25 protein-coding genes are annotated in these 25,391 nt (G+C 41.6%); 15 read left to right on the top strand and 10 right to left on the bottom strand.

The genetic code is table 11. The annotated features are described in order from the left end of the window. Nucleotides 1–271 precede the first annotated feature (271 nt). The 5 genes from QE404_RS02850 (at nt 272) to tpiA (ending at nt 3,861) form a co-directional block, all read left to right on the top strand. Entirely contained in the window at nt 272–838 is a 567-nt protein-coding gene (locus tag QE404_RS02850; RefSeq protein WP_307446214.1) for a DUF1599 domain-containing protein, read from the top strand. 1 nt (nt 839) lies between these two features. After that, nucleotides 840–1,952: a BT_3928 family protein gene (locus QE404_RS02845; protein ID WP_307446211.1), complete on the top strand. Its 1,113-nt coding sequence runs from the start codon at nt 840–842 to the stop codon at nt 1,950–1,952. 14 nt (nt 1,953–1,966) lie between these two features. Continuing rightward, entirely contained in the window at nt 1,967–2,647 is a 681-nt protein-coding gene (locus tag QE404_RS02840; protein WP_307446209.1) for a DUF6058 family natural product biosynthesis protein, read from the top strand. 3 nt (nt 2,648–2,650) lie between these two features. Then, a complete protein-coding gene (locus QE404_RS02835) occupies nt 2,651–3,007 on the top strand; it encodes a tellurite resistance TerB family protein (protein WP_307446206.1) in 357 nt (118 codons plus the stop codon). Between the two features lie 95 nt (nt 3,008–3,102). After that, nucleotides 3,103–3,861, top strand: a complete 759-nt coding sequence (gene tpiA, locus QE404_RS02830) for a triose-phosphate isomerase (protein ID WP_307446203.1) — start codon at nt 3,103–3,105, stop codon at nt 3,859–3,861. A 61-nt stretch (nt 3,862–3,922) separates the two neighbouring features. Here the strand turns inward: tpiA and QE404_RS02825 are convergent, their stop codons facing one another. Next, nucleotides 3,923–5,185, bottom strand: coding sequence for an esterase-like activity of phytase family protein (locus tag QE404_RS02825; protein WP_307446200.1), 1,263 nt, complete (start codon nt 5,183–5,185; stop codon nt 3,923–3,925). 401 nt (nt 5,186–5,586) lie between these two features. Between QE404_RS02825 and QE404_RS02820 the strand changes: the two genes are divergently transcribed. Together QE404_RS02820 and QE404_RS02815 are read left to right on the top strand one after the other, a co-directional pair. Next, nucleotides 5,587–6,198, top strand: a complete 612-nt coding sequence (locus QE404_RS02820) for a hypothetical protein (protein WP_307446198.1) — start codon at nt 5,587–5,589, stop codon at nt 6,196–6,198. 7 nt (nt 6,199–6,205) lie between these two features. Then, the gene (locus QE404_RS02815; RefSeq protein ID WP_307446195.1) at nt 6,206–7,624 is read left to right on the top strand and encodes a hypothetical protein; all 1,419 of its coding nucleotides are present in this window, start codon (nt 6,206–6,208) and stop codon (nt 7,622–7,624) included. A 64-nt stretch (nt 7,625–7,688) separates the two neighbouring features. Here QE404_RS02815 and clpP read toward each other — a convergent pair whose 3' ends face one another. Both clpP and dnaG read right to left on the bottom strand, forming a co-directional pair. Next, nucleotides 7,689–8,375 (bottom strand): ATP-dependent Clp endopeptidase proteolytic subunit ClpP, encoded by a 687-nt coding sequence (gene clpP, locus QE404_RS02810; protein ID WP_100077098.1) that lies wholly within the window; start codon nt 8,373–8,375, stop codon nt 7,689–7,691. Between the two features lie 54 nt (nt 8,376–8,429). Further along, nucleotides 8,430–10,412: a DNA primase gene (gene dnaG / locus QE404_RS02805; RefSeq protein WP_307446191.1), complete on the bottom strand. Its 1,983-nt coding sequence runs from the start codon at nt 10,410–10,412 to the stop codon at nt 8,430–8,432. Nucleotides 10,413–10,685: 273 nt separating this feature from the next. On the opposite strand from dnaG, the gene tsaE reads away from it, so the two are divergent. The 8 genes from tsaE to QE404_RS02765 all read left to right on the top strand — a co-directional run bounded on the left by tsaE (nt 10,686) and on the right by QE404_RS02765 (nt 18,340). After that, nucleotides 10,686–11,093 carry a tRNA (adenosine(37)-N6)-threonylcarbamoyltransferase complex ATPase subunit type 1 TsaE gene (gene tsaE, locus QE404_RS02800; RefSeq protein WP_307446189.1) on the top strand — a complete coding sequence of 136 codons (408 nt, stop codon included), beginning with the start codon at nt 10,686–10,688 and terminating at the stop codon, nt 11,091–11,093. A 69-nt stretch (nt 11,094–11,162) separates the two neighbouring features. After that, a complete protein-coding gene (locus tag QE404_RS02795; protein WP_307446186.1) occupies nt 11,163–12,356 on the top strand; it encodes an alanine dehydrogenase in 1,194 nt (397 codons plus the stop codon). Further along, the gene (locus QE404_RS02790; RefSeq protein ID WP_307446183.1) at nt 12,356–12,727 is read left to right on the top strand and encodes a hypothetical protein; all 372 of its coding nucleotides are present in this window, start codon (nt 12,356–12,358) and stop codon (nt 12,725–12,727) included. Before QE404_RS02795 ends, QE404_RS02790 begins: the two co-directional genes overlap by 1 nt. A 50-nt stretch (nt 12,728–12,777) precedes the next feature. Continuing rightward, complete coding sequence (locus tag QE404_RS02785) at nt 12,778–13,548, top strand: histidine kinase (RefSeq protein ID WP_307446180.1); 771 nt, start codon at nt 12,778–12,780, stop codon at nt 13,546–13,548. After that, nucleotides 13,526–14,236 (top strand): LytR/AlgR family response regulator transcription factor, encoded by a 711-nt coding sequence (locus tag QE404_RS02780; protein ID WP_307446177.1) that lies wholly within the window; start codon nt 13,526–13,528, stop codon nt 14,234–14,236. Before QE404_RS02785 ends, QE404_RS02780 begins: the two co-directional genes overlap by 23 nt. A 309-nt stretch (nt 14,237–14,545) precedes the next feature. Continuing rightward, nucleotides 14,546–16,834 (top strand): cation:proton antiporter, encoded by a 2,289-nt coding sequence (locus QE404_RS02775; protein WP_307446174.1) that lies wholly within the window; start codon nt 14,546–14,548, stop codon nt 16,832–16,834. Between the two features lie 246 nt (nt 16,835–17,080). Next, entirely contained in the window at nt 17,081–17,926 is an 846-nt protein-coding gene (locus tag QE404_RS02770; protein WP_307446171.1) for a prephenate dehydrogenase, read from the top strand. Between the two features lie 27 nt (nt 17,927–17,953). After that, the gene (locus QE404_RS02765) at nt 17,954–18,340 is read left to right on the top strand and encodes a nuclear transport factor 2 family protein (RefSeq protein WP_307446169.1); all 387 of its coding nucleotides are present in this window, start codon (nt 17,954–17,956) and stop codon (nt 18,338–18,340) included. A 14-nt stretch (nt 18,341–18,354) separates the two neighbouring features. On the opposite strand, the gene QE404_RS02760 is transcribed toward QE404_RS02765, so the two are convergent. The 7 genes from QE404_RS02760 to QE404_RS02730 all read right to left on the bottom strand — a co-directional run bounded on the left by QE404_RS02760 (nt 18,355) and on the right by QE404_RS02730 (nt 25,314). Continuing rightward, nucleotides 18,355–19,773 carry an L-serine ammonia-lyase gene (locus QE404_RS02760; protein ID WP_307446164.1) on the bottom strand — a complete coding sequence of 473 codons (1,419 nt, stop codon included), beginning with the start codon at nt 19,771–19,773 and terminating at the stop codon, nt 18,355–18,357. A 249-nt stretch (nt 19,774–20,022) separates the two neighbouring features. After that, nucleotides 20,023–21,366: an ammonium transporter gene (locus QE404_RS02755; protein ID WP_307446161.1), complete on the bottom strand. Its 1,344-nt coding sequence runs from the start codon at nt 21,364–21,366 to the stop codon at nt 20,023–20,025. 102 nt (nt 21,367–21,468) lie between these two features. After that, a complete protein-coding gene (locus QE404_RS02750) occupies nt 21,469–22,110 on the bottom strand; it encodes an alpha/beta hydrolase (RefSeq protein WP_307446159.1) in 642 nt (213 codons plus the stop codon). 69 nt (nt 22,111–22,179) lie between these two features. Further along, entirely contained in the window at nt 22,180–22,806 is a 627-nt protein-coding gene (locus tag QE404_RS02745) for a YceI family protein (RefSeq protein WP_307446157.1), read from the bottom strand. A gap of 78 nt (nt 22,807–22,884) precedes the next feature. After that, nucleotides 22,885–23,451 (bottom strand): YceI family protein, encoded by a 567-nt coding sequence (locus tag QE404_RS02740; RefSeq protein ID WP_307446153.1) that lies wholly within the window; start codon nt 23,449–23,451, stop codon nt 22,885–22,887. A 139-nt stretch (nt 23,452–23,590) separates the two neighbouring features. Continuing rightward, nucleotides 23,591–24,637 carry a glucokinase gene (locus QE404_RS02735; protein ID WP_307446150.1) on the bottom strand — a complete coding sequence of 349 codons (1,047 nt, stop codon included), beginning with the start codon at nt 24,635–24,637 and terminating at the stop codon, nt 23,591–23,593. Nucleotides 24,638–24,750: 113 nt separating this feature from the next. After that, nucleotides 24,751–25,314: a hypothetical protein gene (locus tag QE404_RS02730; RefSeq protein ID WP_307446148.1), complete on the bottom strand. Its 564-nt coding sequence runs from the start codon at nt 25,312–25,314 to the stop codon at nt 24,751–24,753. Nucleotides 25,315–25,391: the final 77 nt, after the last annotated feature.

Here is a 25,391-nt window from a genome sequence, read left to right as displayed (position 1 = left end):
ATATATAGATAATAGACGGATAGATGTGAAATTTTGGATTTTGGATTTTTGATCGTGAAAATAATCTTAAATACTGGATTAAATTTTTATATGGAAACATCCACTGCGTCTATTATCTCTCATCTAAAGTCTAAAGTCTGAAATCTGAAATTCACAATTCAAAATTCACAATTCATAATTTAAAATTTAAAATCTAAAATCTAAAATTTAAAATCCCCCTATTCCCGCTACCTAAAACCTATTTTGTATCTTTGAAAGATTAAGAGAATTTATGTTAAAGACTTCAGTACAGTTTCAGAAGGTAGTTGCCGGATGCCGGGATCTTTTCAGTAAAAAGCTACAGGATTACGGAGCCGCCTGGAGGGTATTAAGGCCCAGCTCGATAACCGATCAGATTTACATTAAAGTGAACAGGATCCGCACCCTGCAGATGACCGACAAAAAGATGATTGATGAAAGCGAGGAAGATGAGTTCGTGGCCATCGTTAATTATTCCATTGTAGGACTGATCCAGCTGGAAAAAGGGATGTCTAACGATTTCAATGAAAACAATGAGGAAATCATGAGCCTGTATGACCGCTATGCCAATGAAGCAAGAGCTTTAATGGAAAAGAAGAACCATGATTATGGGGAAGCGTGGAGGGACATGAGGATATCATCCATCACAGACCTTATTTACCAAAAAGTACTGAGGACCAAACAGATTGAAGACAATCAGGGAAAAACGATTGTCTCAGAAGGCCTTGAAGCCAACTATTTTGACATGCTGAACTATGCGGTTTTCTGCCTGATCAAGTTCTCTGAACAAGCCCAAGAATTCAAACCTAAAACTATTTAATATGATCAAAGGTATATTGCGTTTCGTCATCGCGTTGATTTTCATTCTTTCGGGCTTTGTAAAAGCCGTGGATCTGGTGGGGTTTTCGTTTAAGATGGAGGAATATTTTTCCCCTGCCGTTTTTAATATGCCTTTTTTCGAAAAGTTTGCCCTGCTGTTTTCCATAATTGTGGTTGTACTGGAGCTACTGCTGGGATTCATGTTACTCCTGAAGCTGAAGCTCAGGTTTAGCCTTTCAGCGCTTATCGCACTTTGTATATTTTTTGGCTTTCTTACCTTCTATTCTGCCTACTTCAATGTAGTTACGGATTGCGGATGTTTCGGCGATGCCATTAAGTTTACCCCATGGCAAAGCTTTATAAAAGATATTGTCCTCCTGATCGGGCTTATCCTGCTGGTGATATTGTACAGGAAAGAATTCAGAAAAAAAGATGAATACAGCTACTCTGGTCCCGGAAAGGCCTCATCAAGCTGGAAGTATATTCTTTTAGGCCTGTTTTCGCTGGGCATGATCTATTGCATGGCAGAGGGAATCTTACATGAACCGATCATTGATTTCCGGGATTATAAAATAGGGACCAACCTGAAGGAAGAAAAAATTAAAATCAATAAAAACCCTTCTGAATATAAGACTTTTTACACCCTCAAAAACCAGAAAACGGGTGAAGTGCTGAAGGTAAACCAGGATGATTATATCAATGATAAAAAATACTGGGATGCAGGATCGCCATGGAAAATCGAGGAAGGTAAAAACGAATCCGTCCTGGTAAAAGAAGGATATAAATCCGAGATCGTGAAATTTAAAATTGAAGATCCTACAGGAATGGAAATTACAGATGAGGTGATTAATGCCCCTAAGGCTATCCTTGTTTTTTCTTACCAGCCCAAAGATGTTTCTCCTGAAATGCTCCAAAAGGTAGAGCAAAAAGTAAACGCACAAAAAGGAGCTTTGGTATACGGGGTTTCCACGGATCCCAATACCTTTAAAACCATTAAAAATACTATGATGGATGGCACGGCCATTAAAACCATTGCCAGAAGCAATCCATTTGTCCTGATTTTGCAGAACGGAAAAATTGTGGACAAGCAGCCTGCAAAAGATTATATTAAATAACTGTATTGAAAGTGATGGAAGAAAATTTTACTTATATTAATGACAATTATATTGTAGAAGAAGAACTGTGTACTGTAGCAGGAATTACTAAAAATGAGCTTACAGATCTTATTCAGAATCATCTGGTTCCGGACGCTTCGTATGTGATCACAAAAATTGTTAAAATTACATCCCCTCTTAATGATGAGTTTCTAAGTGAGAGTACAGAAAAGTATTTCAATAAAAGCTGTATTTCCCTGATTCAAAAAAACAAAAATATTCAGGACCCGTCTGACTACAAAGAAGAATTTAAAAATAAATTTATTCAAAATCTGGTAAATCATCCTGATAAAACCTTTGCTTATGGCAATATATTTAAAGAAAATATTCCCAACGCTGAAAAATTAGATGAGGCATTTGAAGAAGAGTGGGAAGCTTATTGCAATGGAATATATGGCATTTGCACTCTGAATTCTTCTGAAGAAGAAATTGTAAAAAAGGAAATTGCAGTGAAGAAGCTGATTCACTTCAATACAGAATATTCCGGAAAAACGCTCACCAAAGATGAATTAGACGAATTGATTACATTGAACGAAGAATTCAATGAAGTTGCGCATAAATTTGCACCTTATCAGAGGGCTTTAAGCAGCAGAGGGAAATATCTGGATAAAATTTTAGATCAGAATAATCTAAATCATTTAGTAAAAAAATATTAAAACATGCAAAAATCAAATAAGCCGATTGCCGGTTACCATTTATTAATGATCCTTTCTTCTGTAGACGGGGAATTTGCTCCTGAAGAAGGCATGATCGTGCAGCAGTACCTGGCCGATGAATTTCCTTTCAGAACCAATCTTGATGATGAACTGGATACGCTCGCCATGCTGAAACCCGAAGAATGGAAAAGCCATTTTGAATTTCATGCCGGATGTTTCTATGAGGATTCCACAGAAGAGGAGCGTAAAAATTTCATCCGGTTTGCCAAAACCCTGATTAAAGCGGACGATAAAGTGACCGATGAGGAGCACAGCTACTATACGCTGCTGAAAAAAAACTGGAATATTTCCAATAATTAATCTATTCAAATATGAAATCCTGAAAGGTGACGGCCATTCCGCAAGCCTTCCTGATTTCTTATCTATATCTGATTTATAATTTCTAAATATCAACTATGAGAAAAAAGATCGTAGCAGGAAACTGGAAAATGAATAAAAACGTCATTGACGCCCAGCAGCTGATGGTTCAGTTACTAAGCTATAAAAACAACCATACCACCCAGTGCGAGGTATGGATCGCACCACCATCATTATATCTGATGATGGCCAGGGATATCTTTGAAAAGGATGAGATCGGCATCTTTGCACAGGATATGAGCGAACATGAAAACGGTGCCTACACCGGAGAAATTTCCGCTGATATGCTGGAATCCATTGAGGCAACCGGATCACTGATCGGGCATTCAGAAAGAAGGCAGTACCACGGTGAGACAGATTCGCACTGCAACCGTAAAATCAAGCTGGCACTGGACAAAGGCCTTATCCCGGTATACTGCAACGGAGAAACCCTTGAGCAGAGAAAAGCAGGTCAGCACCTTGAAGTGGTAAAAAACCAGACTGAAGTAGCCCTGTTTACCCTTTCTGCAGATGAAATTAAAAAAGTGGTGATTGCCTATGAACCGGTATGGGCCATTGGAACAGGAGAAACGGCAACCCCTGAACAGGCACAGGAAATCCATGCCCATATCAGAAACACGATAGCCGGGAAGTATGGACAGGAAGTAGCTGATGAAGTTTCGATCCTTTACGGAGGCTCCGTGAAGCCGGACAATGCCAAAGAAATTTTCTCACAACCGGATATTGATGGCGGACTGATCGGTGGTGCCGCATTAAAGCTGGAGGATTTCTCAAAAATCATTGAAGCTTTTAATTAAGGTACAACATAAAAAATCCCCGGTGGAACAAAGTTCCGCCGGGGATTTAAAAATCTAATTATTACTGAATATCTACTACATACATCGTTCCTTTATCTACTTTTCCTGTTTTAGGAAGTATCTTAGCTTTAGGGTTCCCGTTACCATCATCTACAATGCCGAAATCATCATCGTTGAAGACTGCAATCTTATTATTTCCTAAGTACACTAGTCCTTCAAACTTATCGTGTTCATAGCCTATTTTTGAAACAAGGTCTACCGCAAGGGTTTTGGAAACCGGTTTCAGTCCAGCAGATGCAATTTCCGCCCAGGTACATTGCTCCAGTGCCTTTCCGTTGATCTGCATTCCATTGGCAGCACTTAGGTCTGTTCCGTTAACATCAGAGGCTCCGGACAGACTGATTCTGTATACTTTTTTGATCCCGCCCTGAGATCCGAAATTACCATCTCTTTCGATCACCAGGAATTCCGTATTGCTTAATGCAGTAATATCACATACTGAATCAGAAGCTCCCCCGTCCTGCTGATACAGGAACTGTTTTGTCTGGCCTGTAGCGATATCGAAAGTTACAATCCTCGTTAGGGTCTTATTTGTTGCAAGACTTTTAGAAGGAACATACATCATGGACTGGATGGTTCCTACGAGGGTTTTTCCGTCAGGGGTTATACACAATCCTTCCATCCCTCTGTTCGCTCTTCTCTTGGCTAAAACGGCAGGCAGTTTTCTGGTTCCTGTATTGACGCCAATCGGGCTTATTCTTTCCATTTCAACACCGTCTGCACTGTAGTGTACGATATGCGGTCCATATTCATCAGAAACCCAGAAAGTTCCGTCGGCAGCGGCAACAATACTTTCACTGTCCATACCATAAGGATCCGTACCTAAAACATTTCCGTTGGCATCATATGCCACCTCTCCCGTACTTCCCATCCCCGCTGGATTCGGAAGACCGGTAATCGGCTGGCCGGAAGGGTTTTTCAGTTTGATATATTTTAAAACTTCTATATTCCCTTCCGCATTGATCTTAAAATGCATAATCGTAGGGCTGAAAGAGGGCACAAGGAATTTCTTGCCGTTAAGGTAATCTGTGTTAGGACCACGGTCGGTAATTACATAAAACTCTCCTTTCCTGGTAGGATGAGCAGCCGCACCGGAACCAAAACCTCCGTTAATGACTCCGACACCATTAATGGTGGCCATCGTTGTAAAAGGAAATTCCTGAGGAAGTTTTGAGTAATTGATTTCCTGAGTATCCGTAGTATCATCTTCTTTACAGGCCACTATGGCAGTAATCATTATAACAGACAGTAGTATTTTTTTCATTTTGCTATATTCTGACCGCGAAAGTAGTCATGACATATGAACCTATTATGAACAAAATAATAAGTCTTTTTTAAATATCTCCCTTAAAATATAAAAGTTCAAGCATCAATTTTAATCAACATATGTCCTTAAAAAATAAATTCACGTTAAAATATGACCGTAAAAATCCATAAAAATAAATCTAAATATTTTATCCATTTAGTTAATTATTAAAAAACATAATCACTATACAATTAATTATTATAAAATATTTTAGGAACTTAACGAAAACATGATAAAAAACACCCAATTATGAAATGATATGATTGTTATCAGCATTATAATAACTCACATAAAATCTATGCTTTTTATAACTTTTTTTCAATATTAATTTTTACTTTTGCAAAAAATTATAAATATATATGAAGAATTTTATTTCGGTTATCTGCTTTTCAATAACAACAACTTTGTACGCCCAGGTAGGTATCAATACCCCTACACCAAAGGCTACGCTGGACATGAACAAATCCGCCACTTCCCAGCCTGAAGGTTTTCTTACTGTACGCCTGTCCGGTACGGACCTTGCTTCCAGGGATAATTTATATGGCGCAGACCAAAATGCTGCAGTCGTATACGTAACGGCCGCGCCATCTACTTCTACTTCCAAAACATCCAATGTTACCACTCCCGGATTTTATTATTACAATAACGGAATCTCCAAATGGGTAGGCCTGACTATGCCTAAATTTTTCTACATGCCATCCATTTTGTTTGATACCACTTCATTGGGAGCCAAGACCAAGGATCTTTACCAATTGTATTACGATCAGTTTACGACACCGCAGGCGTCCAGCACCGGAGCTGCAGGTAAAATCCCGGTTCTGGGTAAAAATGATCTGGAATACTATATCACCTATTACGATACCAACGTATTTACCAATGTAAGCATCGATGCAAACGGATTAATGAGCTATACAGTAAGCAACAATGCTACTGATGCCAGTTTTATGAATATCGTATTTGTTGTAAAATAATATCCGTATGAAACATCAACATAAAAGAACGGTAAAGCTTTTTGCTTTGGCGGCACTGTCTGCAGTGAGCATTTCGGTTAATGGCCAGTTTACCATTACCAACCCGCTGACGACCAAAGATCTTACCGGAATACGCGTAGGAGATAATGCATACCTTACTGCGGCTACGGGGGCAGACCCCAACGGGGCTGGCTGGCTGAGGCTTACCGAGGCAAAGAGCAATCAGAAAGGGTTTATGTATGTTACTCAAGGCTTTCCTACCACTTTAGGGGTAATCGCTGATTTCGAATACAAGGACTGGCGTAACGTAGCAGACGGCTATTACGGAGCAGACGGATTCTGTGTCTATTTATTCGACGCTTCCGTAACCGATGCTAATTTTAAACTGGGCGGCTACGGAGGATCTTTAGGATACGCAACCTACAGTAACCCTGCAGGTACTACAGGATTATCCGGCGGTTACCTGGGATTGGGTCTTGATGCCTACGGAAACTATGCCAACAACGGAGAAAACAGAAATGGCTCTGCTCCAGCGAATACCCTTACTTCAGGAATGCTTCCCAATGCTTTTGTCCTGAGAGGCCCAACCAGTGCAACATATAACAACTCAAATGTTTATCTGACCAGCACACCACTGGGCGATAGAAGCGGTACCGTAGATGCCATCCGCCAGAGAAATGAAATTGATTATAATACCATTACTGCCACAAGGCCCGCTGACAATATTTTTTACAGAAGGGTTCAGGTCATCGTTACCAAACCCGGAGCTGATTATGTAGTAACAGTAAAATGGAGGAAAGAGAACCAGAGTGATTTCACGCAGGTAATGAACTATACCTTAAGCTCATCTACCTATCCGATCCCCAACAATTTGAAACTGGGATTCTCTGCATCAACAGGAGGAGGTTTCAACTACCAGGAAATCAGGAATATTATCCTGACCACTCCGGGAAATTTAAGGGTAGACAGCCGCTCCGACAGCTATTTCACCTGCAATGAGCGTACCTCCCCGATCACATTCAAGATCGAAGTGACCAATGATACCGATGCAGCCCTTAATAATATCAATTTCAACGGAAAGATCGTAGATGAAAACAATAACCTGGTAGATACCTCTAAATTTAAGATCACCAGCCTTTCCTATAACAGCGGATTTACGAATTCCAACCTTCCTACGTCTAATTTCACTACCAATGAAATCAATGGTGTGGTAGGGCTTAATGCAAAATCCTCCGGAATTATCACGGTAACCGGGCAATACTTTAAAAAAGGAATCGGGACCAACAAAAGCTTTAAAATGGTTTCCAATGTTTCCACCAATCAGGTAACGGATACGGATCCTACCAATAACACTGCATCCTCAGTGATAGAAGTACGGAAATGTTCAGTAATCAGTAACCCGATGATGCCAGCTTATTCAAAATAAGAGTACAATATATCACAATAAAAAAGCGCACTTTTAAGTGCGCTTTTTGCTGTATGATCAGCAATTATTTCTTTTCTGTGGATCTCTGCAGAACCTCATCTACCATTCCGTAGTTTTTGGCTTCTTCAGATGTCATCCAGTAATCCCTGTCAGAAGATTTCTCAACCCATTCGTAGGTTTGTCCGGAATGATGGGCGATAATATCGTATAATTCCTGTTTCAGTTTCAGCATCTCTCTCAGATTGATCTCCATATCGGAAGCTACACCCTGTGCACCTCCAGACGGCTGGTGGATCATTACCCTTGAGTGTTTTAATGCGGAACGCTTGCCTTTTTCACCTGCAACAAGAAGAACGGCTCCCATAGAAGCTGCCATACCCGTACAGATGGTAGCTACATCTGGCTTAATAATCTGCATGGTATCATAAATACCCAGCCCTGCATATACGCTACCTCCGGGAGAATTGATGTAGATTTGAATATCTTTTGAAGGATCGGCGCTTTCCAGGAACAACAACTGTGCAGTGACAATATTGGCCACCTGGTCGTCAATGCCTGTACCCAGGAAGATAATCCTGTCCATCATCAGACGCGAAAAAACGTCCATTTGCGCAACATTCAACCTTCTTTCTTCCATGATGTACGGCGTGAGGTTGGTAGGACCATACATTCCCATATACTGATCGGTAGCCAGACCGCTGTTTCCTAAATGTTTTACAGAGAAATCTCTGAATTCTTTGTTAATGTCCATATTTCTATTGTATGTATTAAATCTTTTTCGGGAAGTAAATTACAACTTTTGTTCCTAAAATTTTATAGGACTTTTTGTCACAGGAGACCAGCCGATCTTTTCAATAATCTGCTTGGAGAATTCATTCAGCATCATGATCTTCCGGATACAGTCGAAGTATGTATCCTGATCGCTATCCCTGCAATCTTCCAGGCTGGCCGTAAGCTTCCGGATCATAAAGTGGATATAGTAATATTTATGAATAAGGATATTGGCTTCTACCTCCGAGGCTACATGATCACCGATTTTAGGCGGGAAAATATTACGGGTAGTCCAGTCACTGAGTTCATCCGGCATGATGAGGGCATCCGCTACTTTCAGGGTAATATCCTCATCCATCAGGGTGATAAAAAAATTCCCGGACCGAAGTTCATCATTTTCTATGCCTTCCCGGATGTTCTCTATAATTTTTTTATTGGTTTCAATCTGGAATTCATACTGCTCTTCTTCAAAATGGTGGAGGATTTCTTCAATTACAGTCACCTCATAAGGCTCCTGCTTTTCATTCTTGCGCTGCAGGACCATGTCACCGAACATCAGCATAGTGTCAATCAGTTTATTTTCCTGATGGTGGATATTAAACTGTACCGAGTCTGTTTCTGCCATAGGCTTATCCGGCACCACTTCGAGCTTTACAGCTTTTTGAGCCTCTTTTTGCTGGCTTACCTGCTGATGCTGGTTCTGCGTCATCTGCTTCTGCACATCCAGCTCATTGAACAGGCTCTGCTCAGACAGCCCGAACTTTGTGGATACTTCTTTCAGGTACACCTCTTTTTTAAGCGCATTCTGAACAAAAGAAACCGATTTTACGATGTTGCGGATCGCCTCTGCTTTTTTAATCGGGTCGTTACCGGCTTCTTTTAAAAGGATTTCGGCTTTGAAATCGATAAAATCAGTCGCTTCATTTTCGATGAAATTCTCCACATATTCCTGCGGATGTTTCCTGGAAAAAGAATCAGGGTCATCTCCTTCCGGGAAGAGCAGGACGCGAATGTTCATCCCCTCTGTAAGCAGCATGTCAATACTCCTGAAGCTCGCCTTAATCCCTGCATTATCCCCGTCAAAAAGAATCGTAACGTTTTCCGTAAGCCTTTTAATCAGCTTGATCTGCTCTGTGGTCAGGGAAGTCCCCGAACTTGCCACTACGTTTTCAATTCCTGAAAGATGCAGCGAAATCACATCCATATATCCTTCCACCAAAAGGCAGACATTTTTCCTGGAAATGGCCTGTTTGCTTTGGTTAAGGCCGTACAGTACATTGGATTTATGGTAAATTTCAGTTTCAGGAGAGTTGAGGTATTTGGCTGTTTTGACGTTATTTTTTAAAATACGCGCTCCAAACCCCAGAACCCTGCCCGAAAAACTGTGGATGGGAAAAATAACCCTTTCCCGGAAACGGTCTACTCCGGCCGGCGTATTCTCCGGGAAGATAGAGAGTCCTGATTTTTCAAGGATTTCTTTGGAATAGCCTTTTTCAAGAGCATATTCTGTAAAGGCATTCCTCTTCTCAGGTGAATATCCCAACTGGAATTTTTTAATGATGGCATCACTGAGTTCCCTTTCCTTAAAATAAGACAGTCCGATATTCTTACCTTCTTCAGAATCCCATAAGATATCCTGGAAATAACTGTTGGCTACCTCGTGAATTTTATATAACTGGTCTTTTTCTGTCTGTGCATGTCTGGCTTCTTCAGAAAAATCCTGCTGGTCTTCCTCGATTTCTATTCCGTATTTTTTGGCAGCATGGCGAAGGGCCTCCGGATAGGTGAAATTTTCAATTTCCATCAGGAAAGAAATGGCCGTTCCTCCTTTTCCGGTAGAGAAATCCTTCCAGATCTGCTTGCTGGGTGACACCACAAAGCTGGGAGTCTTTTCATCATGGAACGGACTGAGCCCTTTATAGTTGGCTCCTGCGCGCTTCAGCTGAACATATTCCCCGACAATCTCTTCTACGCGGATCGTTGAAAAAATTTTGTCTATACTTTGCTTGGAAATCATGATGTAAAAATAAGTAATTTTTAACCTTTCCCATATGGGAAACAGAGAATAAAAAGAGAACATAATGTAAGTCGCTTTAAGTCATCTGCTTTCTTATAAAGCATCCTTGAATTTTATGCTAAAATGTACGGCTGAATTTCAGCGCTCAGATTATATATGCATCTTCAGTTTTAAAATCATTCCCATTCTTCCTGCTTCAAGTTTATATATTGAAGTCTTTTAACATAATAAAATGTTTTTATTCATTAATTTTACAGCTTTAAAATATAGACCATGGTATTTAACATAACTACCTATGATGAGTGGCAGAATGTAGCGGAAGCCGTACTCCCCCAGCTGAAATCCAACATCCTGTTGCTCAAAGGAAACCTCGGCGCCGGAAAAACCACTTTTACCCAGTTTCTCCTGAAAAATCTCGGGACCGGGGACGAAGTGAACTCTCCTACTTATTCTATCGTCAATGAATATAACACGCCCAAAGGAAAGGTTTTCCACTTTGACCTTTACCGGCTGAAAAGTATTGAGGAAGTCTATGATATCGGTATGGAAGAATACCTGGACAACAGCTATCTCTGCATTATAGAATGGCCGGAAGTATATGAAGAAGACCTGTACGGCCTGGATTATCATACCATGACCATAGAAAATACCGGAGACAGCAGAGAAATTTTATTCGAGTAAATATTATGTATCTTTGCAGCATGAAAGTAATGTATAATTAAGATCTGTAATACATAATTTATTTTAAGGATGAGTACTACGAATATTTTTACTCCTTTTACTGAAGAAGAATTAATGCCTAAAGAGGAAAAGCTGGAAGTTGTCAAAAAAGGAAAACAATTCAGCATCGGGATTCCCAAAGAGACCAGCCTTCATGAAAGAAGGACGTGCATTACACCAGATGCCGTACAGGTTCTCGTTGAACATGGCCATGAAATTATCATTGAAGCCGGGGCAGGCGAAGGCTCATTTTTTACAGATCTGCAGTATTCCGAATCTGGGGCAAAGATCACTCAGGATCCTAAAGAGGCATTCGGCCAGGACCTGGTCCTGAAAATCAACCCTCCTACAGAAGACGAAATAGAATTCATGCGCCCGAACACTTATCTGGTTTCGGCACTTCAGATTAACCTCCGGGATAAAAGCTATTTCCTCAAACTTGCAGAGAAAAAAATCAATGCCATTGCTTTTGAATTTATTGTTGACGAATACAAACAACTGGCTCTCGTAAGGCTTGTGGGTGAAATTGCCGGTACTGTTTCTATCCTGTATGCTTCGGAACTCCTGGCTTTATCCAATGGACTTATGCTCGGCGGACTTACCGGGGTACGACCGGCAGAGGTAGTGATCCTGGGAGCCGGAATCGTTGGTGAATTTGCAACAAAAGCTTCTATCGGACTCGGAGCAAGCGTGAGGGTTTTCGATAACTCATTATCCAAACTGAGAAGACTGCATACCATTGTAGACAGCAGGGTTCCCACCTCTATCATAGATCCCAAAGAACTAAAAAAAGCATTGCGCCGCGCAGACGTGGTGATTGGAGCCCTTCCAAGGCTTAATATGACTCCCATCGTCACCGAAGATATGGTGATGAAAATGAAAAAAGGAAGCGTCATCATAGACATCACCATCGATAACGGAAAAGTTATTGAAACGTCCGAGCTCACCAATATGGAGAATCCTTACATCATCAAACACGGCGTGATCCATTGCGGGCTTCCGAACCTTACATCAAGGATGCCGAGGACAACAACGAAAGCCATCTCTAATTTCTTCCTTTCCTACATCCTTAATTACGACGAAGAAGGCGGCTTTGAAAATATGCTTGTCCGCAAAAACGAAATGAAGCAAAGCCTGTACATGTATAAAGGAAGGCATACTAAAAAAGTGATCTGTGACCGTTTCGGACTTACGTACCACGATATCAATCTTTTAATTTTCTGATGAAAAAACTGAAATTCTATGCCATCGGCCTGGTCCCGGGATGCCTTATTGTACTGTTTATTTTAAATAAGAAGGGGGCAAGCTGCAGCGGCTACCTTCCTAACAGCCGCGTTATTGCAGAAACGCTTTCCAAGGAATTCCGGTATTCCGATGCATTTTCAGAAGAAATGAAGAGCTACGGAGTGACTGAAAAATTCCTTAAAGACAGCATTATTACGGGAGGAAAGGTTGATTTTGACAGAAGCCATGCCCAGAATAAGCCATGCCCGGATTATCTGCTCTCCTACCCTGAGAAAAGTCCGGTATATGAAATTACTTTCGATAAATGTGCGGAAACTGCGACAATGAAATCCCTGAAAAAAATCAGATAGGCTGAATAAAAATTTACGCTACTTACCGATAATACCCTTATTTGTGTTTTATGGACGGCAATTACTATATGATCCAGGATTACCTGATATTCATCGGGGTTTTTGCCATTTTCCTTTTTGTCTCGGTAAGCATTTACCTTTTTGCGTGGAACAGAAGGTATAAAAAACTCAATAAAAAACTGGCGGAGACCAATAAAATTGTTCAGCAGCGCCTGAATGAAGTACAGTTGGAGCACATTGGGACCAAGCTCAATCCCCATTTATTCAAAAATATCCTTAATTCCGTCCAGTCGCATGCCTACCAGACGTATATGTCGCTGGATAAGCTTGCCAATGTCCTGGACTATATTCTGTACGAAAGCAATACCCGGTTTGTCAGCCCAAAAGAAGAACTTAACTTTGCCTTAAGCCTCATTGAGATCAATAAGATCAAGATCAATCCGCTGTTTGACTTCAGGATCAAGTTCAACGTTAATAAATCTGATGTGATGTACGAGGAAAAGGTTTTTGCCCCGCTGATTTCCGTAGATCTTATTGAAAATGCTTTCAAGCATACCGATTTTTTGGCGCAGGACTGCTTTATTTCAATTCAGATCGAACTTGAAAACAGGGTTTTCGGCATGAAGGTAAGCAATAAAGCTTCGGAAAAAAAAACGTTGGAAAAAGAAAAGAGCGGTTTCGGAAGCCAGTCCCTGGACCAGAGGCTTAAAATGATTTACGGCAATCATTACCATCTCAACCGCAGCTCGAAAAACGGCATTTTCAATGCTGAACTAATCATAAACTTAGGAGAATTCTATGATCAAATGCGCTATTCTTGACGATGAATTGCTGGCTATTAGCTATCTCAAGCTTCTTTGTGAGCAGATTGAAGATGTAGAAGTAATAAAAGCTTTCAATGATCCGAAAGCATTCCTGAATGAGGTGGATACCCTGGGCTGCAATGTCTGCATCCTGGATATCGAAATGCCGGGCATGAACGGCCTTAAGGTAGCAGAACTGATTTCAGGCTCCATGAAAATCATCTTTACCACGGCTTATAAAGAATACGCCGCAGAAGCTTTTGACCTGAATGTGGTAGATTATGTGCGGAAACCGATCAAAAAAGAACGGCTAATCCAGGCCTTCGACAAAGCAAGGGAGATCATCAGCCAGTCCCAGAAAAAGGATTTTATCGAATGGAACACCAATATCGGGAAAACCATCATCTTCACAGACCAGATTGCCTACATCAAAACCTCCGAAATCGACAGCCGTGATAAAGATATCACCCTCCATGACGGAACGGTTATCGTCCTTAAAAATCTGAGTTTTAAAAATCTTCTCGACATCCTGCCTCCAAAAGATTTCGCACAGGTCAACAAAAAAGAAATCATTGCCGGTTCTGCTGTGAAAGTATTTTCCACGAATGAAATCATTACCAATATTCCCGCCGATAACGGCCATTTTCTGAAATTACAGATTGGGGAAACCTATAAAAATACACTGCTGGAAATGTTTGGAAAGTAGAACTTTTATCAGCATCATTTCTTCGTACAAGTATTGGTTTGATCCTTAAAAGATCTGCATCATAAAGGCAATTTCTATAAAATATTCTCACTGCATTTTTCCTAAAGATTAAATAAGGTCTGCAATAAAAATAAACGTCCGGATCCTGACAATACCCAAACATCATTACGAACAGAAAATGAATATGGGAACAGGCTGTTCTTTCAGGCCGTTTCATTACATAATTTACGGCATTAATTACATTTTGAAAAATCCAATGGTGATCATCTTAATATTCTTTAGAAATTTACACTTTAAAAAATAAGGATTATGAGCCTTGGAAAATATAAGAACGTTATCTTCTACATCAGCACCATTGTATTTTTTTCATGCCTGATGTATTGGTTTTTCATAGAAGGGAAAACCTTGGAGATCGGTGAAAATATTGCTGTTCCCAAAACTGCGGGCTCCACGATGTGGGAGAATTTCACCGATTCTTTCTTAACAAACCTGCATCATCCTCTGGCCCTCCTGCTGGCTCAGATCGTCACCATCATTCTTGTTGCAAAACTTTTCGGCTGGATCTGTGTGAAACTGAAGCAGCCTTCCGTTATCGGGGAGATGATTGCAGGGATTGTACTGGGGCCATCCCTTTTCGGGCTTTATTTTCCTGAATTGTCCGCGTTTATTTTCCCGAAAGAATCTTTACCAAATCTTCAGTTTCTAAGCCAGATCGGGCTAATACTCTTCATGTATATCGTAGGGATGGAACTGGATCTTGGCGTGCTGAGAAAAAAAGCTCATGACGCCGTAGTGATCAGCCATGCGAGTATCATCATTCCTTTTGCTCTGGGCGTCGGGCTTTCGTATTTCATCTACAAGGAATTTGCTCCGGACGGGATCCGCTTCAGCTCCTTCGCGCTCTTTATTGCCATTGCGATGAGCATTACAGCATTTCCAGTGCTGGCAAGGATTGTCCAGGAACGGAACCTTCATAAAACAAAAATAGGAACTGTAGTAATTACCTGTGCGGCGGCGGATGATATTACGGCATGGTGCATTTTGGCTGCGGTTATTGCCATTGTAAAAGCCGGATCTTTCTCAGGGTCAGTATTCGTTATAGTAATGGCTATCCTGTATGTTTTCATTATGATCAAAGCTGTAAGGCCTTTTCTTCAAAGGATTGTAGAAACCCAGAAAGGAAAAGGTTTTATCAGCAAGGCTCTGGTGGCCGTATTTTTTCTGATCCTGATCATCTCTTCTTATGCAACCGAAGTCATTGGTATCCATGCATTGTTCGGAGCTTTCATGGCCGGAGCTATCATGCCGGAAAACGTGAAATTCAGGAATCTCTTCATAGAAAAAGTAGAGGATGTTGCATTGGTCCTTTTGCTTCCGTTATTCTTTGTATTTACCGGATTAAGAACCCAGATCGGACTGCTGAATGACCCTCACCTGTGGAAAATAGGTGGTTTCATTATCCTGACAGCCGTAACCGGTAAATTTGTAGGAAGCGCACTTACGGCAAAGTTCCTTAAACTCAGCTGGAAAGACAGCCTCACCATCGGAGCACTGATGAATACGAGAGGACTGACAGAACTTATTGTCCTCAATATCGGATATGACCTAGGCGTTTTAGGCCCGGAACTCTTCGCTATGCTGGTAATTATGGCCCTGTTTACTACATTTATGACCGGACCATGCCTGGACCTGATCAATTATCTGTTTAAAGGAAAAACTTCTATGACCGAAGAAGAGGACCATGCGGACGATAATACCAAATACAGGGTTCTGCTGTCGTTTGAAACCGCAAAATCCGGAAGTACGTTATTAAAACTCGCAGATAATTTTACCCGAAAAATGAACGGGAATAAAAGCATCACTGCAATGAATATTGCTCCGGTTGACGAACTGCATGCTTTTGAAATTGATGAGTTTGAGAAAGAACAGTTTAAATCTGTAGTAGAGACCTCGCAGGACCTGAATGTTGAGATCACCACCCTGTTCAAAGCTTCTACCGATATGGAAAGCGACCTTACAGGAATCTCCAATAAAGGAAATTATGACCTGCTCCTGATCATGCTGGGAAAATCCATGTACGAAGGAAGCCTGCTCGGCAGGCTGTTGGGCTTTACTACCAAAATCATCAATCCTGAAAAGCTCCTCAATACGGTAAAAGGAAAGGGAAATATTTTCAATCCTTCTCCTTTCGATGATTTTACCCTGCAGATCCTCGACAAAACCAATATCCCTGTAGGCGTACTGGTAGAAAGGAACTTCAGCTCTTCGGACAGGGTTTTCATCCCGATGTTCAATCTGAGTGATTTCTACCTGCTGGAATATGCCAAAAGACTGATCAACAATAACAACTCACAGATCATCATCCTGGACGTTACCGGACAGATTAGAAATAATATTGAAGTAAAGGAGCTTATCCGGAGCATTGAACAGGTAGCCCCGAACCACATCACCCTTTATAACGAGAAAAAAATTGAGAAAGAATTCCTTCAGTCCCAGGACCTTATGCTGGTCAGCAGCAAAAGCTGGAAAAGCCTGATTGAAACCAAGAGCCTCTGGCTGTCTGATATTCCTTCAACGTTAATTATCTCAAATCCATAAGGATCAATGGTGAATGGTCAATTTGCTGCGCAAGTCAATTATTGGCATCCACCATTCACTATTGACCCGAAGGAATTCACAATTTACTTTTCCTTCCAATTAAAAAAAATTACCTATCTTCGCTCTATGTTGATCAACAACGGAACATATTATTACGGAATTTTTAGCCTGAAAAAGGGATAAGGATTTCTATATGCATAACTCAGAACCTCGTCCCGGACGGGGTTTTTTATTTTTTTAATCAGGATGAAAATAAGTATTATCGGAGTAGGATTAATCGGTGGCTCCATCGCATTAAAACTTAAAAAGAAAGGGATTGCCCAGAGAGTTCTGGGTATTGATCAGAACAAACAGCATCTGCAGCAAGCTGTAGAGCTTGGTATCATAGACGGTACAGCAGACCTGGAAGAAGGCATAAAAAATTCGGATCTGGTTATCGTAGCCATTCCTGTAGATGCAGCCCGTAAGCTTCTGCCGAATGTGCTGGATCTAGTTTCTGATCAACAAACAGTAATGGATGCAGGCTCTACCAAAGCCGGCATTGTGCAATCCGTACACAATCACCCGAAGCGTGCACGGTATGTTGCATTCCACCCCATGTGGGGAACGGAGAACAGCGGACCCGGATCCGCAGTTGCAGAAAGTTTTGCCGGAAAAGCTGGAGTCATATGCAATAAGGAATTATCCGCTCCGGATGCCTTACAGAAAGCGGAAACCGTCATCAGTGCCCTGGAAATGCACCCTGTATATATGAATGCGGAGGACCATGATATCCATACGGCTTACATCTCTCATATCTCGCATATCACTTCCTATGCACTGGCCAATACCGTACTGGAAAAAGAACGGGAAGAAGAAACCATCTTCCAGCTGGCGAGTTCCGGTTTTTCCAGCACAGTACGTCTGGCCAAGTCACATCCGGAAATGTGGGTCCCTATTTTTAAGCAGAACAGGGATAACGTCCTGGATGTGCTCAATGAGCATATCAGCCAGCTGAGGAAATTCAAATCTGCTCTTGAAAAAGAAAATTATGACTATCTTGAAGAGTTGATCTCCAACGCCAATAAAATCCGTGGGATTCTGGATAAATAATGATCAACCTATAACACTGAAAGCACTATGATGACACAAAAAGACCAGGCTGACATGATCAGCAGCTATATTGAAGCGTATAATAATTTCGATACCGAAGGCATGACCGCCTGTCTTCATGAAAATGTCGTTTTTGAAAACATTTCAGGAGGAAAGACAGGATTGAAAACAGAAGGAATAGAAGCTTTCAAAACTCAGGCTGAGGCAGCTGCTAGGTATTTCTCTTCCCGCCATCAGACTGTTGACAGCTGGGCATTTTCTGATGAGAGCATAACCATTTCTATAAGCTATGAAGCTGTACCGGCAATAGATCTGCCTAATGGAATGAAAAAAGGATCTGCAATCATTCTTAAAGGCGAATCTGAGTTCGTGTTTTCAGACGGGAAAATCATCAGGATCACAGACAGAAGCTAGGTCACGGAACCAGATTAACATTCAGGGACATTCACTGCGATAGCCAGCCCGCCTTCGGAGGTTTCCTTGAAACGGTCGCTCATCGCCTGTGCGGTTTCCCACATCGTCTGAATCACCTCATCAAGCGTTACCCTGGCTTTGGCAGGATCACTTTCCAGCGCTATATTGGCTGCGGTAATCGCTTTGATGGCGCCCATGCTGTTTCTTTCGATGCATGGAATCTGTACCAGCCCTTTAATCGGATCGCAGGTAAGGCCAAGATGGTGCTCCATGGCAATTTCTGCAGCCATCAGCACCTGCCCTACACTTCCACCCAGGATTTCAGTGAGGCCCGCAGCAGCCATTGCCGAGGACACTCCCACTTCAGCCTGGCAGCCGCCCATCGCCGCGGAAATGGTTGCGTTCTTCTTGAACAAGGTTCCGATCTCCCCTGCCACCAGGAGAAAACGTACAATATCATCTTCATTGGTGAAGGGTGTAAATGCCTGTGCATACATCAGAACAGCGGGAATGACTCCGCTGGCACCGTTGGTTGGGGCTGTAATAATCCTTCCGAAGCTTGCATTTTCCTCATTTACTGCAAGTGCGAAACAAGCGATCCATTTATTAATGTTGGTAAAATTTTCTTCCGCATCCACTACCAGCTGAAACCATTCATCGATATTTTTATACATTTTGTCTCCCAATAGTTTGCGGTTGATTGCCGCTGCTCTTCGGGAAACATTCAGGCCACCCGGAAGGACTCCTTCTTTATTGACTCCTTTATAGATGCATTCCTTAATCTGCTGCCAGATATACAGCGCTTCCTGGCGCGTCTCCTCCTGGCTTCTCCAGCTTTCCTCATTCATCAAAATAAGGTCTGAAATTTTATCCAGGCCTAGCTTTTCGCAGTATTTCTGAATGTCTGAGGATTTATGGCACGGATATAAAGTGCGGATACAGTGTTTTTCAATCGATTTCTTTTCCTGGCTCATAATGAATCCGCCGCCTACGGAATAGAAATCCTGGACCAGCTCGGTTCCGTCCTCAAAAACCGCCCTGAAAATCATTCCGTTGGGGTGGAAGTCCAGGGATTTCTGCATATTTAAAACAAGATGATAGCCGTATACAAAAGGAATTTCTTTCTCCCCACCCAGGTTAAGCACCTGTGTAGTTTTGATTTTTTCAACCTTTTCATCGATTTTCGAGGTATCGATGGTTTTAAAATCTTCTCCGTTCAGTCCAAGCATCCCGGCAATATCGGTCCCGTGTCCGATCCCGGTTTTAGCCAGTGAACCGAAAAATTCCAGGAAGACTTCTTTTACCTCATCAATTGACCTTTCCCTCTTTATAATCCTGATAAAGGCAGCTGCTGCATTCCATGGGCCCATTGTATGAGAGCTGGAAGGCCCGATGCCCACTTTAATAATTTCAAAAACCGATATAGATTCCATAAACGTGATTCACCATTCCTTCCGCAAAGATACATGATAAATTGAAATGGAGGATAGAGAATTTTGCTGCACCAGTCAATTTGCTGTGCAGTGAGTTTGCTATGGAAGTCAATTTTAGAAACAGCACAATTCACCAGTGAGATCCGTCAATGGTCAATTTGCTGCGCAATCAATAGTCGATATTACACTAAAAGCCAACCTACGACCAACATCATTCACCATTGACCCGAAGGAATTCACTATTGACAATCAAAAAAGCCGCTCTCCATGCTGGGAAAGATCGAGACCGTCATTTTCGGATTCTTCCGAAACCCGGAGTGTGATGATTCTGTTGGTGACTTTGTACAGGAAAAGCGACCCGAAAAAGGCAAACGCAGAAACCAGAATCAGTGCCATCATATGATGGGCAAAGACACCGATTCCGCCATGCAGGAGGCTTGCATTTTCTCCGTGTGCAAAAATAGCCGTCAGGATCATACCCATAATCCCTCCTACTCCATGGCAGGCAAAAACATCCAGGGTATCATCAACTTTTTTCAAAGCTTTCCAGTTGACCATCAGATTGGAAACAATGGAAGAGATAAATCCGATGAATATACTTTCCGGGATAGAAACAAATCCGCAGGCCGGAGTAATGGCAACCAGCCCGACCACTGCTCCTATACACGCTCCCATAGCAGAAACGTTTCTGCAGTTGATCCGGTCGAAGAGGATCCACGTCATCATCGCAGAGCCGGAGGCAATGGTTGTAGTCCCGAACGCCATGGCTGCGGTAGCGTTCGCACTTAGTGCAGAGCCGGCGTTGAAGCCGAACCATCCGAACCAGAGCATCCCGGTACCTAAGAGAACGTAAGGAATATTGGAAGGCTCATGATGTGGATTTTTCCTGTTTCCCACTACCATAGCCCCTGCCAGTGCGGCAAATCCTGCACTCATATGCACCACGGTACCGCCTGCAAAATCTTTTACTCCGAAATATTTATTGAGAAGCCCATCCGGATACCACACCATATGGCAGAGCGGTGTATAGATGAACAGACTGAACAGGATCATGAAAAGAAGATAGGAAATGAAACGCACCCGTTCTGCAAATGATCCAGTAATTAAGGCCGGGGTAATAACGGCAAATTTCATCTGGAACAAAGCAAACAGGATAAAAGGAATCGTGGAGGCCATCATTTTATGGGGCAATACACCTACCCTGCTGAAAAATGGATAACTCAACGGGTTCCCGATAATGCCGTAATGCTCGCCATTCAGAGTGAATCCGAGGGAATCACCGAAAGAAAGGGAAAAACCAACGACTACCCACAGTATGGAAATCACTCCCAGTGCAATGAAGCTCTGAAGCATAGTGGAAATGACGTTCTTCCTGCCAACCATACCACCGTAAAAGAAAGAAAGTCCGGGAGTCATTAAAAGGACCAGCCCTGCAGCAGCCAGAATCCAGGCAACATCTGCACCTACAATCTTATCTTCGCTTAAAAATTCTCCGGTATTCGGAAAATCTACAATAGGGCTCCAGAAGAGTCCGCCGATGGCTACAAGGGTGATGATGGAAAACGAAACAATCCATTTTAATCCTACTTTCATAAATGTTTGTATTTACCCCCGCAAAATTACATATAAATTTTAGAAAAATATATTTTATTTCAATATACCCCTTAAATTTAAGCTTAATTTAAAACTAAATTATTATTTCAGGATCGTATTTAATAATTTTGAAACTTCTTTCGGCTTCGTCGCCGGAAAAAGATGAGTACCTCCTTTAATGATGTAATTCGGCCGGCAGTACTTCAGAGGAAAGACCAAGTCCCGGTCCCCCATAATCTGGATGACATCAGGATTTACTTCCGATTTCCATGCGGCAATCTGCTCCACTGACCATTTCAGATAGTAAGGATCTCGTACCTGAAAATACCGGACGAGATTGGCATTATTAAAATCAAAGAATTTACGCACTGCCGGAAATGCACGGGCTGCTGCAAGATCAAAAAAACGTTCCGGAAAAAATCTGGCTACCCCCGTCAACTGGCCGGTTTTGATCAGCCTAGATTTTTCCTTATGGGACTTCAGACTCCCCAAAATGATTACTTTGACGGCAGACTTTATTTTATGGATTTCCTGGACCATAATCCCACCGAAGGAATATCCCAGGAGATAAAAGGGTTCGGTTGTATTTATTTTTTCAGCCATCCGGCTTACATAATGCTGGAACGGTTCATTCCGTTCCGGGATGAGCCAGTCGATAAATACCACGTCGAGATGTTCGGGAAATGTAAGTTTTTCCAGGACCTTGAAATCGGCTCCCAATCCGCTTACCACATATATTTTCATAGGACTAAAATAATAAAAAAGGACGGCTTTAAAAAGCCGTCCGGTTGCAATTGGATCCAGGTTACCGGATTATTTTCTTTTAACAGGTGTTCTGTTTTCGTTATCCAGCTTTTCCGTAGATATCCTGAACTGGATATCCATTTCGTTTTTGATGAAATAGTCTTTCAGGGAAGACTGGTAGAATACTTTGAAATCCCTTCTGTTCAGTGAGAATTTCGCAGATTCTATCACTACTGTAAATTGCGTAATATATACATTAGCAGGGAAAGATATGGTTTTTCTTACGCCTTTAATGGTTACATCGCCATATACTGTGGAATTGAATTCACTATTAGCCAAAGGAATGATCTTGGTCAGATGAAATTTAGCAATCGGGAATTTTTTTACATCGAAGAAATTGGAACTTTTAAGGTCATTGGTAAGTTTGATCTGGTCTTCTTCTGAAACATCTCCGGCCATCAGGCTCCTCATGTCGATAACAAATTCTCCGTCTACCAATACCGTTTTATCAAAAGTAAACTTTCCGCTTTTCAGTTTTACCGTTCCGGAATGTGATGAAGCTACAGTCTTAACAACCTTATATCCCCACCACCTGATCTCTGAAGAAGTGACCTTTACGACCTTGTCTCCTTTCTTTTGAGCAAAAACAAACGACATGCTTACACACATCATCACAAGCAATAGTAATCTTTTCATTCTTTTTTATTTACAATTCAACAAAAATAAAAAAAAGTGTAGAACTTCTACACTTTTAGCAATCTTTTTTTGATTAAATTATTTAGCAGTCACCTTTACCAGCATATCGATATCATCTTTTACAAAAACATCCTGCATGGTAGATTTATAGGCTACATCAAATTTTTGTCTGTCAATGGTAAATTTGTTGGATACCAGGCTCACAACTCCTTTGCTGTAAGAGATTTTCGCAGGGAAAGAAACCGGGTTGGTTTTTCCTTTTACGGTTAGGTTTCCTGTAACCAGGCTGTTATAGATTTTATCATTATTTTTCTTAACAGAAGTGATTTTGAAAGTAGCGGTAGGATACTTTTCAACTTCAAAGAAATCTCCGTTCTTCAGGTGACCGTTCAGCTTTCCCTGGTATTCTCCGGAAAGATCAGTGGAAGTGATGGAATTCATATCCAGCACGAAAGTTCCTCCAACCAGCTGGTTTCCTTTCATGATCATATCACCGGACTTCACTTTTACGGTACCGTCGTGAGAACTCGCCTCAGATTTCGCTACTTTATATCCCCACCAATGAACATCAGATGCCACTACCTTTTTTGTCTGCCCGAAAGCCAATCCACCGGCCAAAACCGCTAATAAAAATATTTTTTTCATTGTTATAAATTATTTCTTTGCTTATTGCGGAGGCAAAGGTAATTAACGGTTATGATAGATAGCGTTGATGTACATCAATTAATCAATAATTTTTATAAATAATGTAAAATAAAAGCTCCGGAAAACCGGAGCTTTTATTTTAATCCTGATAGTAAGCGGTGTAGAGTGCAACGCCGTTCAGGCTGGTATTATCACTTTTGATCAGGTAAATCGGAATATCCTTAAGCATATGTTCCATTTTATCACTGATCTTGAATTTCTCATAAAATTTATCCTTATCCAGGTACTGACGGATCATTTGCGGGATATCTCCGGAAATAAATAATCCCCCAGTGGCTTTTAATTTAAGCGTAAGGTTATTGGCTTCACGGGCCAGGAACTCAAGGAAGGTATCGATGGCAATCTTGCAAATCAGCTCGCCTCCTTCAGCAGCCTTATACAGTTCCTGCACAAAATTCCCGTTGGAAAGACGCTCTCCCAGACCTTCCGACTCCGGATGTCTTTTAACATCTCTCAGGAATCTGTAAATATTGAAGAGACCATCCCTGGAAAGCACATTTTCCCAGCTTACGATTCCATAAATATTGTTTAAGAACTGATAAAATTCCACCTCTACATTAGTCCGTGGTGAAAATTCGGAATGCCCTCCTTCGGTAGCAAAAGGTCTCAGATATTGACCATCAAAGAAATATCCGGCTTCACCCAACCCATTTCCAGGAGCCAGGATGGCTACGTTTCCTTTTTCAAGTTGGCCACCGGTATATATTGCTTCCAGGTCTTCGTCCCTGAGCAGTGCCATTCCATAAGCCGACGCTTCAAGGTCGTTCACCAATTGTATATTTTCAAATCCGAAATCCCTGCGGATTTCTTCCACATCAAGATTCCAACCCAAACGTTCCGGGCTGCTCTTTCCGTGGATCACCGGTCCGGGAACCGATATTCCTACACGGTCGATACCGGTAAGGTTGTTCTCCTGAATAAATTTTCTGAGAATGTCTGAAAAAGAAGCATAGTCTTTGGTGGCATAACTGCTCTGCGTTTTCATTTCGATTCCCTCATTAACGGACTGGAAATACCCTATCGTGCTGATGTCTTCGCGAAGGTTAGCTCCGATAATGGAAATATTATTATTACTGCTGTTCTTTACACCCGGTAAATACAACGGAAATTTCGGATTCAAGTTCATAATCACAAATTTTATCAAATATAACAATTGTTTTTGTAAATCCCTGAGATCAAAACAAAACCTTCTCAAAATAATGAAAAGGTCTGTCTGATAATGCTTTATATAAAATCTAACTACTTTCCTAATGCTATGTTGTAGGCAAAACCTACCCCAATATTTCCTACATTATAGTCCTGTCCCGGCAAATCGCCGTTACTTCCTACAAATACCTTCTGATATTGTACGAAGAAGTTCCAGTCCCTGTTGTGGTAGCCTATTTCCGGCTTAATATAAAAACCTCCGTTCGGTCTGCTTACCGTAGTGTTGGAAGCTACCCTATCATTTCCTACTAGGATGCCATATCCTAAATCTGTACCAAAATAGAATCCGGTTTGCTTAGGATAAATCCTTAGCAATGCTCCTACAGGAATTACGCCTACATCGTTATTGTCATATCCGTTGTCGTTCTTGGCAAAGTAATGGGTATATCCCGTGGCAATTCCTAGCCCAAAACCAGGTGTGATCAGGTTCTGATAGGATACATCTACGCCCACGGCAGCGGAAAGGTTATCTGAAGGAACTGCTAAACCAACATTTGCGCCTACCTTGATCATGTTATTCATCTGTGCACTTTGTGCGCTGAGTACGCCCGCGGCTAAAACGCCAGCCAGTACAATGGTCTGTTTAAACATTTTCATAACTGAGATTTTTAAATTTCACGAGTAGGAATTGGTAAAAATCGTGCCAACAAGGTACTTTTAAGAGCTTCCATACC

The sequence above is a fragment of the Chryseobacterium camelliae genome, assembly GCF_030818575.1.
Classification (GTDB): Bacteria; Bacteroidota; Bacteroidia; order Flavobacteriales; family Weeksellaceae; genus Chryseobacterium; species Chryseobacterium camelliae_A.
The sequence above is the reverse complement of the archived record's forward strand: the minus strand, read 5'-3'. Positions and strand labels throughout refer to the sequence as shown.